The organism is Burkholderia sp. SRS-25, from assembly GCF_004343765.1.
GTDB classification, from domain to species: Bacteria; Pseudomonadota; Gammaproteobacteria; order Burkholderiales; family Burkholderiaceae; genus Burkholderia; species Burkholderia contaminans.
Map to the genome: position 1 here is coordinate 24,688 of NZ_PTXM01000007.1, position 14,100 is coordinate 38,787.

General features: G+C 67.7%; 11 protein-coding genes. 8 read left to right on the top strand and 3 right to left on the bottom strand.

Features of this window, described 5'->3' with window-relative positions:
- Positions 1 to 780: 780 nt before the first annotated feature.
- The 7 genes from C5O79_RS10385 (at position 781) to C5O79_RS10420 (ending at position 9,153) form a co-directional block, all read left to right on the top strand.
- On the top strand, positions 781 to 2,013 hold the full coding sequence (locus C5O79_RS10385) for an aspartate aminotransferase family protein (protein WP_047850488.1): 1,233 nt from the start codon (positions 781 to 783) through the stop codon (positions 2,011 to 2,013).
- A gap of 30 nt (positions 2,014 to 2,043) precedes the next feature.
- Entirely contained in the window at positions 2,044 to 3,111 is a 1,068-nt protein-coding gene (aruF, locus tag C5O79_RS10390) for an arginine/ornithine succinyltransferase subunit alpha (protein WP_046545280.1), read from the top strand.
- Positions 3,108 to 4,139 (top strand): arginine N-succinyltransferase, encoded by a 1,032-nt coding sequence (astA, locus tag C5O79_RS10395; protein WP_122473710.1) that lies wholly within the window; start codon positions 3,108 to 3,110, stop codon positions 4,137 to 4,139. Before aruF ends, astA begins: the two co-directional genes overlap by 4 nt.
- Positions 4,140 to 4,146: 7 nt before the next feature.
- Positions 4,147 to 5,610, top strand: a complete 1,464-nt coding sequence (gene astD / locus C5O79_RS10400) for a succinylglutamate-semialdehyde dehydrogenase (protein WP_047850486.1) — start codon at positions 4,147 to 4,149, stop codon at positions 5,608 to 5,610.
- Positions 5,611 to 5,624: 14 nt separating this feature from the next.
- On the top strand, positions 5,625 to 6,965 hold the full coding sequence (astB, locus tag C5O79_RS10405) for an N-succinylarginine dihydrolase (RefSeq protein WP_047850485.1): 1,341 nt from the start codon (positions 5,625 to 5,627) through the stop codon (positions 6,963 to 6,965).
- Positions 6,949 to 8,004 (top strand): succinylglutamate desuccinylase, encoded by a 1,056-nt coding sequence (gene astE, locus C5O79_RS10410; RefSeq protein WP_122473711.1) that lies wholly within the window; start codon positions 6,949 to 6,951, stop codon positions 8,002 to 8,004. The genes astB and astE overlap by 17 nt, the downstream gene beginning before the upstream one ends.
- A gap of 354 nt (positions 8,005 to 8,358) precedes the next feature.
- The gene (locus tag C5O79_RS10420) at positions 8,359 to 9,153 is read left to right on the top strand and encodes an ABC transporter substrate-binding protein (RefSeq protein WP_043182082.1); all 795 of its coding nucleotides are present in this window, start codon (positions 8,359 to 8,361) and stop codon (positions 9,151 to 9,153) included.
- Positions 9,154 to 9,271: 118 nt separating this feature from the next.
- Here C5O79_RS10420 and C5O79_RS10425 read toward each other — a convergent pair whose 3' ends face one another.
- Together C5O79_RS10425 and cdpA are read right to left on the bottom strand one after the other, a co-directional pair.
- Positions 9,272 to 10,771: an HDOD domain-containing protein gene (locus tag C5O79_RS10425; protein ID WP_047850483.1), complete on the bottom strand. Its 1,500-nt coding sequence runs from the start codon at positions 10,769 to 10,771 to the stop codon at positions 9,272 to 9,274.
- Positions 10,772 to 10,798: 27 nt separating this feature from the next.
- Positions 10,799 to 12,541, bottom strand: coding sequence for a sensor domain-containing phosphodiesterase (cdpA, locus tag C5O79_RS10430; protein WP_205746229.1), 1,743 nt, complete (start codon positions 12,539 to 12,541; stop codon positions 10,799 to 10,801).
- A 279-nt stretch (positions 12,542 to 12,820) separates the two neighbouring features.
- Here cdpA and C5O79_RS10435 point away from each other — a divergent pair, with 279 nt between their 5' ends.
- Entirely contained in the window at positions 12,821 to 13,372 is a 552-nt protein-coding gene (locus C5O79_RS10435) for a peroxiredoxin (RefSeq protein WP_039348233.1), read from the top strand.
- Between the two features lie 89 nt (positions 13,373 to 13,461).
- On the opposite strand, the gene C5O79_RS10440 is transcribed toward C5O79_RS10435, so the two are convergent.
- Complete coding sequence (locus tag C5O79_RS10440) at positions 13,462 to 14,091, bottom strand: NAD(P)H-binding protein (protein WP_046545289.1); 630 nt, start codon at positions 14,089 to 14,091, stop codon at positions 13,462 to 13,464.
- Between the last annotated feature and the right edge of the window lie 9 nt (positions 14,092 to 14,100).

The following is a 14,100-nucleotide window of genomic DNA, read 5'->3' on the forward strand; positions in this document are numbered from 1 at the left end:
CCTCTCACCACCCCACGGAGCGGTATACCGCCCGCTAGCTCCGTCCTCGCTTCGCTCGGCTGCAAGGTACTTCACGTCACATTGCATGCGCTCTCACGCTTTTGCCCGCAATACAGTAGCGGGCCAGGCTCTCTCTTTGCTCACACCATTCATACCTATCGGACTGCTTGCCATCGGCGAGTGTTCGATAAGGTCGTGAGTGCTGCGTCCCTTTTTCCTTACGAATGATGGCACGCCTTGATTCGTGGAATTCGGGGTGCTTGTTCGTGCTCGCTGGAACTGATTGACCTGGAGCGCTACTGGAGGGGGTGTCCCTGTCGGCCGAGCGAAGCGAGGACGGAGCTAGCGGGCGGTATACCGCTCTGTCGGGCAGGGGGAGGTGTCAGAACCATTGCTCGAACCACTCCGCGTTCTGGCCTGGCGCGGACACTTAGGCGCGATCCACTCCGAGTGCCATCGCACCGGGAAGTCATGCGTTCTCCGGGCGCCTTTCTTTTGGTTACTTTTCTTTGGCAAGACAAAGAAAAGTGACCGCCGCCCCGCGCAGGGGCGACGCTAATAGACCGACAAGATCACGGGTGCTTCACGTCAAACGCAAGCGAACCACCCAAAAAGCCTCAAAATACCGACACCCAACCAATCAGCCCGCGCCCGAAAGGGCAAAAACAAAGCGCACTATCCGCTTCCGATAGAACCCGTCGCAATTCCGCAAGACGCTTGCGTCACCCTTACCTAAACTTGATCCTGTTGAACCCTCTTACGAAACCGAAAGGAACGACCATGACGACCTCGACCGTGACCCGCCAGACATTCGATGAAGTGATGGTGCCGGTATTTTCCCCCGCGCCGTTCGTGCCGGACCGTGCAGAGGGCTCCCGCGTGTGGGACACGGCCGGCCGCGAGTACATCGACTTCGCGTGCGGCATCGCGGTCACGTCGCTGGGCCACGGCCACCCGGAACTGCTGAAAGTCCTGGACGAACAAGGCCGCAAGCTCTGGCACATCGGCAACGGCTACACGAACGAGCCGGTGCTGCGCCTCGCGAAGCGCCTCGAATCGCTGACCTTCGCCGACCGTGCGTTCTTCGCGAACTCCGGCGCGGAAGCGAACGAAGCCGCCCTGAAACTCGCACGCCGCGTCGCATTCGACCGCCACGGCGCCGACAAATATGAAATCGTGTCGTTCGTCCAGTCGTTCCACGGCCGCACGTTCTTCACGGTCAGCGTCGGCGGCCAGCCGAAATACTCGGAAGGCTTCGGCCCGGTGCCGGAAGGCATCAAGCACCTGCCGTTCAACGACATCGAAGCCGCCAAGGCCGCGATCGGCCCGAAAACCTGTGCGGTGATCGTCGAGCCGGTGCAAGGCGAAGGCGGCGTGATCCCGGCCGATCCGGCCTTCCTGAAGGCACTGCGCGAAGCGTGCGACGCACACGGCGCACTGCTGATTTTCGACGAAGTGCAAACCGGCGTCGGCCGCACGGGCCAGTTCTACGCCTATATGGATACCGGCGTCACGCCGGACATCCTGACGACCGCCAAGGCGCTCGGCAACGGCTTCCCGATCGGCGCGATGCTGACGACGAACGAACTGGCCGCGCACTTCAAGGTCGGCGTGCACGGCACGACGTACGGCGGCAACCCGCTCGCATCGGCGATCGCCGACAAGGTCGTCGAACTGATCAGCGACCCGGCACTCCTCGAAGGCGTTCGTGAACGCAGCGTGCGCCTGAAGGGCGCGCTCGAGCGCATCAACGCGCGCTTCGGCATCTTCAAGGACGTGCGCGGCAAGGGCCTGCTCGTCGGCGCCGAACTCACCGCCGCATTCGACGGCCGCGCGAAGGACTTCGTCACCGCCGCCGCCGAGAACGGCCTGATCATGCTGATCGCCGGCCCGAACGTGCTGCGCTTCGTGCCGTCGCTGGTGATCCCGTTCGACCAGCTCGACGAAGGCATGAAGCGCTTCGAGAAGGCAGTCGAACAAGTGCTCGCCGCCCAGGAAGCCACCGCGCGCTGATCGGCGCACTCATCGCAGACAGGAACGACGATGCTATTTGTTCGCCCCGGCAAACTCACGGATCTCGATGCGCTCGCGCACATGGCGCGCACCGCGCAGCCGGTCCTGCACTCGCTGCCGCACGACCGCGCGGCGCTCGAAGCGCGCGTGGCGCTCTCCGAGGATTCGTTTCGCGCGGACGTCGACTTCGCCGGCGAGGAGTTCTACCTCTTCGTGCTCGAGGATTCGTCGACGGGCAAGCTGCTCGGCACGGCGAGCATCGTGGCCGCGGCCGGCTACTCGGAACCGTTCTACGCGTTCCGCAACGATGCACTGATCCACGCGTCGCGCGAGCTGCACGTGAACCGCAAGATCCACGCGCTCACGATGTCGCACGAGCTGACCGGCAAGAGCCGGCTGGCGGGCTTCTACGTCGATCCGTCGCTGCGCGGCGACGCGGCCGCGCACCTGATCTCGCGTGCGCGGATGATGTACATCGCCGCGAACCGCCGCCGCTTCACGCCGGAAGTGTTCACGCTGCTGCTCGGCGTGAGCGACGGCAACGGCGCGTCGCCGTTCTGGGAAGCGGTGGGCCGCAAGTTCTTCGGCCGCGACTTCACCGACGTCGACATCGCGTCGGGCGGCCGCAGCCGGACCTTCATCGCGGAAGTGATGCCGGCATATCCGCTCTACGTGCCGCTGTTGCCGGAAGCCGCGCAACGCGTGCTCGGCGAGCCGAACGAATCGGCGCTGCTCGCCTACGACATCCATCTCGAGGAAGGCTTCGAGCCCGACCGCTTCGTCGACATCTTCGACGCGGGCCCGGTACTGACCGCACAGGTCGACCGTACCGCGTGCGTGAAGCAGGGCGCCGAGCGCATCGTGCGCGAGGCCGCGCACCAGCAGGGCGATGTGGCCTACATGGTGTCGACGGGCAGCGGCGAATCGTTCCGCTGTGTGCTGGTCGACCTGCCGGGCGATGCGGGGGACGCGCGGGGCGCCCTTGCGCCGCTGGCCGGCGACGTGCGCGCGGTGCTCGATGTGAAGGATGGCGATGTCGTGCGCTGCGTGCCGCTGCACCGCCGCGACGATGAAGATTTGAAGGGAGACGCAGCATGATCGTCGTTCGGGTCGTACAAACGGGCGACGTCGACGCGCTCGTGTCGCTCGCGAAGGAAACCGGGCCGGGCCTGACCACGTTCAAGCCCGACCGCGACGCGCTCGCCGCGCGCATCGAGCGCACGCGCCGCACGCTCGCGGGCGAGGCGGCGGCCGGCGAGGCCGGCTACTTCTTCGTGATGGAAGAATCGAAGACGGGCGACATCGCGGGCGTGTGCGGGATCGAGACGCAGGTCGGCCTCGAACAGCCGTTCTACAACTATCGCGTGAGCACGGTCGTGCACGCGAGCCAGGAGCTCGGCGTGTGGACGCGGATGTCCGCGCTGAACATCTCGCACGACCTGACCGGATACGCGGAAGTGTGCTCGCTGTTCCTGAGCCCGCGCTATCGCACGGGCGGCGTGGGCGGCCTGCTGTCGCGCTCGCGCTTCATGTTCATCGCGCAGTTCCGCGAGCGCTTTCCGGAACGCATCTGCGCGGAATTGCGCGGCCACTTCGACGAAGACGGCACGTCGCCGTTCTGGCGCGCAGTCGGTTCGCACTTCTATCAGATCGATTTCAACGCAGCCGACTATCTCAGCTCGCACGGCCGCAAGTCGTTCCTCGCGGAACTGATGCCGCGCTACCCGGTGTACGTCGACCTGCTGCCGCAGGATGCGCAGGACGCGGTCGGCCTCACGCACCGCGACACGTTGCCGGCCCGCAAGATGCTCGAGGCGGAAGGGCTGCGTTACCAGAATCACGTCGACATCTTCGACGCGGGCCCCGTGCTCGAATGCCACGTCAACGACCTGCGCACGGTGCGCGAGAGCGTCGTCGTGCCGGTCGCGATCGGCGTGCCCGATGCACGGGATGACGCCTCCAGGTCGCTCGTGTCGAACACGTCGCTCACCGATTTCCGCGTCGGCGTCGCGCCGGGCGTGGTCGCGAACGGCGCGTTCGTGCTGTCGACCGACGATGCCGTCGCGCTCGACGTGAAGGCCGGCGATCCGGTGCGCGTGCTGCCGCTCAAAGTCAAACAGGGATAAACGAATCATGACGGAACTCTTCATCGACGGCGCCTGGGTCGCAGGCTCGGGCCCCGTGTTCGCTTCGCGCAATCCCGGCACCGACGAGATCGCATGGCAGGGTGAAAGCGCTTCGGCGGCCGACGTCGATCGCGCGGTCGCAAGCGCGCGCCGCGCATTCGCCGGCTGGTCGGCGCTCGACTTCGAATCGCGCTGCGCGATCGTCAAGCGTTTCGCCGCATTGCTCAATGAACGCAAGGAAGCCATCGCGACCGCGATCGGCCGCGAGACGGGCAAGCCGCTGTGGGAAGCACGCACCGAAGTCGCGTCGATGGCCGCGAAGGTCGGCATCTCGATCCAGGCCTATCAGGAACGCACGGGCGAGAAGCGCCAGGACATGGCCGACGGCGTCGCGGTGCTGCGTCACCGCCCGCATGGTGTCGTCGCGGTGTTCGGCCCGTACAACTTCCCCGGCCACTTGCCGAACGGCCATATCGTGCCCGCGCTGATCGCCGGCAACGCAGTCGTGTTCAAGCCGTCGGAACTCGCACCCGGCGTCGCGCGTGCGACGGTCGAAGTGTGGAAGGACGCGGGGCTGCCGGACGGCGTGCTGAACCTGGTGCAGGGCGAGAAGGATACGGGCATCGCGCTCGCGAATCATCGGCAGATCGACGGACTGTTCTTCACCGGCAGCTCGGATACGGGCACGCTGCTGCACAAGCAGTTCGGCGGCCGTCCGGAAATCGTGCTCGCGCTCGAGATGGGCGGCAACAACCCGCTCGTGATCGGCGAAGTCGAGGATATCGACGCGGCCGTCCACCACACGATCCAGTCGGCGTTCCTGTCGGCCGGCCAGCGCTGCACGTGCGCACGCCGCATCTTCGTGCCGCAGGGCGCGTTCGGCGACCGCTTCCTCGCACGCTTCGCCGACGTCACGTCGAAGATCACGGCCGACGTGTTCGACGCCGATCCGCAACCGTTCATGGGCGCGGTGATCTCGGCGCGCGCGGCCGCGAAGCTCGTCGACGCGCAGTCGCGCCTGATCGAGCAGGGCGCGAAGCCGATCATCGCGATGACGCAGCGCGATCCGCGCCTCGGCTTCGTGAATGCGGCGATCGTCGACGTGACCGGCGTCGCGAACCTGCCGGACGAAGAGCACTTCGGCCCGCTCGCGCAGATCGTCCGTTACGCGACGTTCGACGAAGCGATCGAGCGCGCGAACGACACGGCGTTCGGCCTGTCCGCCGGCCTGCTGGCCGACGACGCGAAGGCATGGGAACACTTCCGCCGCACGATTCGCGCCGGGATCGTCAACTGGAACCGGCCGACCAACGGCGCGTCGTCCGCCGCGCCGTTCGGCGGCACCGGCCGCTCGGGCAACCACCGTCCGAGCGCGTACTACGCGGCCGACTATTGCGCGTATCCGATGGCGTCGGTGGAAAGCACTGAACTGACCTTGCCCGCGAGCCTGTCGCCGGGCCTGCATTTCTGATCGAGGGAACGACGATGAACGCACAAGAAGCCAATTTCGACGGGCTCGTCGGCCCGACCCACAACTACGCCGGGCTGTCGTTCGGCAACGTGGCGTCGCTCAACAACGAAAAGTCGGCCGCGAACCCGAAGGCCGCCGCGAAGCAGGGGCTGCGCAAGATGAAGCAGCTCGCGGATCTCGGTTTCGCGCAAGGCGTGCTGCCGCCGCAGGAGCGGCCGTCGCTGCGCTTGCTGCGCGAGCTCGGCTTCTCCGGCAAGGACGCGGACGTGATCGCGAAGGCCGCGAAACAGGCGCCCGAACTGCTCGCCGCCGCGAGCTCGGCATCGGCGATGTGGACCGCGAACGCGGCCACCGTCAGCCCGTCGGCCGACACCAGCGACGGCCGCGTGCACTTCACGCCGGCGAACCTGTGCAGCAAGCTGCATCGCGCGATCGAGCACGAAGCGACGCGCCGCACGCTGTCGACGCTGTTCGCCGATCCCGCGCATTTCGCGGTGCACGAAGCGCTGACCGGCACGCCGGCACTCGGCGACGAAGGCGCGGCGAACCACACGCGCTTCTGCGCCGAATACGGCAAGCCGGGCATCGAGTTCTTCGTGTACGGCCGCGCGGAATACCGCCGCGGGCCCGAGCCGAAGCGCTTCCCGGCGCGCCAGACCTTCGAGGCGAGCCGCGCGGTCGCGCATCGCCACGGCCTCGCCGAAGAAGCGACGGTCTATGCGCAGCAGGATCCGGACGTGATCGACGCGGGCGTGTTCCACAACGACGTGATCTCGGTCGGCAACCGCGACACGCTGTTCACGCACGAGCGCGCGTTCGTCAACAAGCAGGCGATCTACGACACGCTGACCGCCGCGCTCGACGCACGCGGTGCGCGCCTGAACGTGATCGAGGTGCCCGAGGCCGCCGTGAGCGTGAACGACGCGGTGACGTCGTACCTGTTCAACAGCCAGCTGCTGTCGCGCGCGGACGGCTCGCAAGTGCTCGTCGTGCCGCAGGAATGCCGCGAGAACGGCAACGTCGCGGCCTATCTCGACGAACTCGCGGCCGGCAACGGCCCGATTCACGACGTGCTCGTGTTCGACCTGCGCGAAAGCATGAAGAACGGCGGCGGCCCGGCGTGCCTGCGCCTGCGCGTCGTGCTGAACGAAGCGGAGCGCGCGGCCGTCACGTCGAACGTGTGGATCAACGACACGCTGTTCGCGTCGCTCGACACGTGGATCGACCGGCACTATCGCGATCGCCTCGCACCGGAAGACCTCGCCGATCCGGCGCTGCTCGACGAATCGCGCACCGCGCTCGACGAGCTCACGCAGATCCTGCGCGTCGGTTCGCTGTATGACTTCCAGCGCTGATTCCCGCATGGCCGATGCGCTGCTCGACGACTTCCTCGCGTTCACGCTGACCGGGGGCGCACCGTCCGCGACGGACGGCACCTGCGCCGCCGGCGCCGTGCGCTGGCAATGGCGCGGCGATGGGCTGCTCGCGCTCGAACCGGCGGCGGCCGAGGCCGCCGGCACGGCGCGCGCGAGTGTGCTCGTGTCGGCTGGCGTGCACGGCGACGAGACGGCGCCGATCGAGCTGCTGTCGATGCTCGTGCGCGATCTCGCATCGGGTGCGCTGCCGCTCGCGTGCCGGCTGCTCGTCGTGCTCGGCAACGTGCCGGCGATGCTCGCCGGCGAACGCTATCTCGACGACGACCTGAACCGCCTGTTCAGCGGCCGTCACGCGCAGGTGCCCGCCAGCCGCGAAGCGCCGCGCGCGATGCAGCTCGAAGCCGCTGCCGCCGCGTTCTTTGCGGCCGCGCCGGCCGGCGCCGCGCGCTGGCACATCGACATGCACACGGCGATCCGCGCATCGGTGTTCGAGCAGTTCGCCCTGCTGCCGCACACGGGCATGCCGCCGACGCGCACGATGTTCGAATGGCTCGGCGACGCGCAGATCGCGGCCGTGCTGCTGCATACCGCAAAGGGCAACACGTACTCGCATTTCACGGCCGAGCACTGCGGCGCGCTTGCGTGCACGCTGGAACTCGGCAAGGTGCGCCCGTTCGGCCAGAACGACCTGGCGCGCTTCGCGCCGGCCGACCGCGCGGTGCGCAAGCTCGTGTCGGGCGCCGCTTGCGAGGCCGACGTTCCGTTGCCGCGCGTCTTCACGGTGATCGACCAGATCACGAAGCAGAGCGATGCGCTCGAGCTGTTCGTCGCGGCCGACGTCGCGAACTTCACCGCGTTCGCACGCGGCACGGTGCTCGCGCAGGATGGCGATTACCGCTACACGGTGACGCACGACGAGGAGCGCATCGTGTTCCCGAATCCGTCGGTGAAGCCGGGTTTGCGCGCGGGCCTGCTCGTCGTCGACACGACCCGCGAGACGGTCGCGGCGCTCGTCTGACGGTGACCGATTGCGCGTGACCGCGGCGACCGCGGCCCGCGCATCGTCCGGCCGCCATTCCATTTTCGAGATGGCACGCGCCCGCCGCGCAGAAGGCCCGCGGGTCGCGCTTGCGTATTTGCGACATCGTCTTGCAAGTTCGACGGGCCGCCCGGCTGACGTCGGCAGCCGCAGCGCAGCATCACGTGCCGGCGGCTGCTTTGCCGTATCGGGCCGCGCGGATTGGTACAATCGCGGCCTTGCGGCTGTTGCGCCGCATCACGGCGCGGCGGCAGCATTGCCGTGGTCATCCGACCCTGCAATGATGCATGCGCCCGTAGTTCCGGAACATTCGAGTATCGAGGAGAACACCTGATGAAGTTGGATTGGCGTAAAGTGGCCGCGCACGCGGTGGTGGCGGCATCGGCCGTGGCGGCAGGCAGCGCGATGGCAGCGGATCTGAAAGAGATCCGTTTCGGCGTCGAAGCCTCGTACGCGCCGTTCGAATACAAGACGCCCGACGGCAAGCTGACCGGCTTCGACATCGACATCGGCAACGCGGTGTGCGCGAAGCTGAAGACGAAGTGCGTGTGGGTCGAGAACGACTTCGACGGCCTGATCCCGGCGCTGCAGGCGCGCAAGTTCGACGCGATCAACTCGGACATGACGATCACCGACCAGCGCAAGCACGCGATCGCGTTCACCGACGCGATCTACACGATCCCGAACCAGCTGATCGCGAAGCAGGGCAGCGGCCTGCTGCCGACCCCGCAATCGCTGAAGGGCAAGCGCGTGGGCGTGCTGCAGGGCACGATCCAGGAAGCGTACGCGAAGAAGAAGTGGGCGCCGGCAGGCGTCGAAGTCGTGCCGTACCAGACGCAGGACCTGGCCTACGCCGACCTGAAGTCGGGCCGTCTCGACGCGACGTTCCAGGACGCGGAAGCCGGTTCGAAGGGCTTCCTGACGAAGCCGCAAGGCCAGGGCTTCGCGTTCGCGGGCGGTACCGTGAGTGACGCCGAAATCCTCGGTTCGGGCGTCGGCTTCGGCCTGCGCAAGAACGACGCGGCGCTGAAGACCGCGCTCGATCAGGCGCTGAAGGAACTGAAGGCCGACGGCACGATCGACAACCTCGCGAAGAAGTACTTCAGCGTGCCCGTGACGCTCAAGTAAGCGTTGCGTTCGATCGCACGATGCAAGCAAACCGGCCGCTGATGCGGCCGGTTTGCTTTTGGGAGCGGGAATTGGCGAGGAGTGGCGGGAAACCGCGGAGCAGCGGCCGGCGGCAGCGTCAGGCCGGAAAGAACCGGCCCAGTTCGCGCGCCAGCTCGTTAAGCACGGCCATCTCCTGCTGCGTGATCTTGCGCGCGGGCTGTGCGCCGGCCCAGTCGCCGTACAGCAGCGCGACGGTCGTCGTGCCGACGCGCACCGGCAGCAGCACGAACGCGCGCGTGTCGTCGAACGCGTCGAGATACCACGCGGGCAGGCGCTTGAGCATCTTCGGCTCCTGCGCCTGCTCGATGAAGATGCCGACCGAGTTCGAGATCGCGAGATGAAACACGTCCGGCTCGAAGCGCTCGTCGAAGCGCAGCCGGTCGAGCGTCGTATCGACGCCGGGGCCGAAGCCGAGGCGCGCGGCGAACATGCCGTCGTCGTGGCGCACGAACATCACGGTGCGCGTGAACGCGAGGCCGGCCAGCAGGCTTTCCGACGCGAGTGCGAGCACCGGCGTCAGCACGTGCTCGGACGGCAGCGCACGCAGGTCCGCGAGACCGGCTTCGAGGCATGCCTCGGGCGCGGCCTGGGCGCGTGCGATCGCATCGGCGTTCGCGCGCAACTCGACGATCTCGCGCATCACGGTGTCGCTCGCTTCCTCGCGCGCGAGCCGTTCGGCGATCTCGACGAGCGCGTCGGATTCCATGTCGAGTTCCGCGCCGTAGTGCTGCGCCAGCGCCGCGATGCGCGCGTCGCGCTGCGGGCTCGCGGGCATCACCAGTGCGCCCGCGACGTCGGTCGAGCAGCGGCTGACCGCGCGCAGCCAGCGCACGCGGTCGGCCGGGCCGTCATCGGCCGCATGGCCCGCATCGTGGTCGTCAATCTCGTTGCCGAACGCGTCGGCATGGACCATGTGGTCGTGATCGGCCATCCCCGCGCGGATCACGTCGGGCAAGCGCCAGCGCGCGGCCGCCTCGAGCCCGATCTCGTCGAAGCCGACGCCGAGCACGTCGATGCAGGCGGCCGTTTCGTCGCCGTTCAGATCGGCCGCGCGACGGCGGATCCGGTCCCATTCGCTGTCGAGATAGCAGACCACGAGCAGCTTGCCGACCTGGCGCATCAGCGTGCAGACGACGGCTTCCTCGCCCGAGCGCAGCTCGGCGCGCTCCGTGAGCTTGCGCGCGACGCAGCCGGACAGCAGCGCGCGGTTCAGCTCGAGCTTCGCGTCGATGCGCCGCGGCGTACTGTGGTGGAAATGGTCGACGAGCTTGAGCCCGACGACCAGGTGGCCGACGGCGTCCATGCCGAGCACCATCAGGGCGCGGGTCACGGTCGTGATGTTGCCGCCGAACGCCATGTACATCGCGGAGTTCGCGAGCCGCAGCACTTTCTGCGTGAGCGCGAAGTCCGACAGCACGACGCGCACGAGTGCGGTGAAGTCGAGGTCGTCGTTCTTCATCGCGGCCATCGTCGCGCGCAGCGATTCCGACAGCAGCGGGAAATCGCCCCGTTCGTTCATCCGGGCCCACAGCTTGTCGAGCAATGCGGTGCGGGGCAGGTGTTCGGTGATTGACATTCGGATCTGTCCGGTTCGCCGCGCGCGTCAGGCGGCGGCGTGCAGGTGCAGCTGCTGCGCCTCGAAGCGCCGCGCGAGCTCCTCGGACGGCAGCGCCTGGCAGACGAGCCAGCCCTGGATATGGTTGCAGCCCATCTCCGTCAGCAATTCGCGCTGCGCCTCGGTCTCGACGCCTTCCGCGACGAGTTCGAGATCGAGCGTCTGCGCGAGGCCGACCACCGCCGACACGATCGCGCGGTCGTTGCGCGAGGTCAGCAGGTTCTCGACGAAACTGCGGTCGATCTTCAGCTTCGCGAGCGGGAAGCGCTGCAGGTACGCGAGGCTCGAATAGCCGGTGCCGAAATCGTCGATCGCGAAGCGGATGCCGAGATCGGTCAGCTCCTCGAGCAGCCCCTTCGCCTGCGCGGGATCGTGCATCAGGAGGCTTTCGGTGATCTCGAGCACGATGCGGCGCGGGTCGATGCCCGTCAGCGCGATCGCCTCGCGCACGCTCTGCGTGAAGCGCGGGTCGCGGAACTGCTGCGGCGACACGTTGACCGCCACGTACTGCAGCGCGAGCCCCTGGCGGTCCCAGGCGACGAGCTGCATGCACGCGGCCTTGAGCACCCAGTTGCCGAGATAGTTGATCAGGCCGATCGATTCGGCGAGCGGAATGAAGGTCGCCGGCGGCACGAGCCCGTGCACCGGATGGCGCCAGCGGATCAGCGCCTCGACCCCGACCACCGCGCCCGACTGGCTGCGCGTGATCGGCTGGAAATGGAGCGAAAACTCGCCGTTGCGCACGCCGTCGTACAGGTCGGCCTCGAGCTTCAGCCGTTCGGCGTCGGCCGGATCGTCGACGGGGGCGTGGAACGCGAGCGTATTGCCGCCCGACGCCTTCGCCTGCGCGAGCGCGTGGTCGGCGCGGCGCAGCAGCGGGCTGTGGTGCTGCGCGCGATGCGGCGCCGAGCGCTCGTCGGGGTAGAGCGCGATGCCGATGCTCGCGGACAGGTGCACGGTCTGCCCCTGGTACACGTAGGGCTCGCGCACCGCGGCCTGCAGCCGGCGTGCGAGTGCGTCGGCCGCATTGCTCGCCTGCGTGCGGTCCGGTGCGCCGAGCACGACCGCGAACTTGTCGCTCGCGACGCGCGCGAGCTGCTCGTTCGGCGTGACGAGTGCCTTCAGCCGCTGCGCGGTCTCGCGCAGCAGCGTGTCGCCCGCGTCGTAGCCGAGCGCGCGGTTGATCCGCTGGTAGTCGTCGAGGTCGAGCAGCAGCAGCGCCGCGCAGGAGCCGTCCCCGTCGGCGGCCTGCTGCGCGCGCATCAGCGCGGGTACGAGCGCGGACAGGTTGTCGAGCCCCGTCATCGGGTCGTGGTGCATTTCGTAAGTCAGGCGCGCCTCGAGCGCGCGCCACGACGACACGTCGAATGCCGCGATCGCGAACCCGTCGACCCCGTGGTGGCGGCTCTTGAACGCGCGGATCTCGACGTCCAGCGGATAGGTGAGCGACTTGACGATGCACATCGTCGCCTTCTCGACCTGGCCGGAACGCGCGGCGCGTGCGAGCAGGCCTTCGAGCGCCGCGGTATCCTGTTCGGCGATCAGGTCGCGCAGCGTCAGCGTGTGCAGGTAGTCGCGGTGGTAGCCGATGAAGCGCAGGCTCGCGTCGGACACGTACAGAAAGCGCAGCTCGCGGTCGACATGGGCGAGGAAATCCACCGTGCCGACCGTCTGTTCCAGCCAGTTGCGCACGGAGTCGTCGCGTCGCGGCGCGCCGGCGCGCGCGGGCATCAGCGCTCCGCCCGACCAGGCGAAGCGGCGCAGCGTATGCAAGGCGCTGCGCCAGGAGCCCTTGCGTGACGTCTGTTTCCTGTTGGCTTCCATGTTTCTCGCTGACGTGAAGGGCTGGAACCGGTTGTCCGGAAGGAATAACGGCAGACTGTGCGGAATCTTTAACGGACCGGCCGCGGACGGCGTTGCCGCTGGACCGGATCGGTCACGCGGGTGTTCGACAGGCGAACGCCGGCGGGGCCTACATTGAGGCTGACTTTATAAGAAATGAGGACGCAGATGAAGCGAAAACTGTTGCTGGGCGCCGCCGTGGCGGCGCTGGTGGCTGGCCATGCGCTGACGGCGCAGGCGGAATTGAAGCCGGGCGCCGCGGCGCCCGATTTCACGACGCAGGCGTCGCTGGGCGGCAAGACTTACACGTACTCGCTCGCGGATGCGCTGAAGCAGGGGCCGGTCGTGCTGTATTTCTACCCGGCCGCATTCACGAAGGGCTGCACGATCGAGGCGCATGCGTTCGCGGACGCGGTCGACCGTTACAAGGCTTACGGTGCGACGGTGATCGGCGTGTCGGCTGACAAGATCGACACGCTGACGAAGTTCTCGGTGAGCGAGTGCCGGAGCAAGTTCCCGGTCGCGGCCGATCCGGACGCGAAGATCATCCGGGAATACGATGCGAAGCTGCCGGCGATCGACAAGGCGAACCGCGTGTCCTACGTGATTTCGCCGGAAGGGAAGGTGCTCTACGAATACACGAGCCTGTCGCCCGACAAGCACGTCGAGAACACGCTCGCCGCCGTGAAGGCGTGGGCTGACGCGCATCCGAAGCAGTAAGCGGGCGCCCCGCACGGCAAAGCGGCCCGTCGTGCGGGCCGCCGGTACGGAGCAACGCGCCTGCCTGAGCGGCGGCGGGCGAGAGGCCGCTAGGCCCGCAATGCCTGCTCGATCGGCACGCTGCCGCCGACGAAGCCGACGGTCTTGCGCGATATGCCCAGCTTGATCGCCTCGATCGCGGCCCAGGCCACATCCTGGCGCGACACGGGTGGGGCGCCGTCGAACCATGCGTCGGTGAGCGCGATCTTGCCGACGCCCGGATCGTCCGTGAGCGGGCCCGGGCGCAGGATCACGTAGTCGACGCCCGACGCGATCACGCGATCGTCGCCTTCGCGTTTCATCTGCGAATAGTGGCGCAGCGCGTCCGGGCCGAGTTCGGGCCGGTACGCCGACAGCGAGCTGATCACCACCAGCTTCTGCGCGTTGTAAGCCAGTGCGTATTCGGCCGCGCGGGCGACTGCGTCGCGGTCGACCTGCTCCTCTTCGGCCGCGCCTTCCGATTCGGCCGAGCCGGCCGCGTAGATCACGTGCGAGATGCCCTGGAATGCGTGCGAGAAATCGTTCGTCAGGTCGGCCTCGACGACCCGTGCGCCTGCCAGCGCATAGCCGTGCCGGCGCACGAGCGCCGTGACCTCGAACTCCGGCTGCTTGAGCAGCAGATCCGCGCAGGCCTGGCCCGTCCGGCCGGTCGCACCAATCAGCAGTACCTTCGTCGTCATGAAACCGCT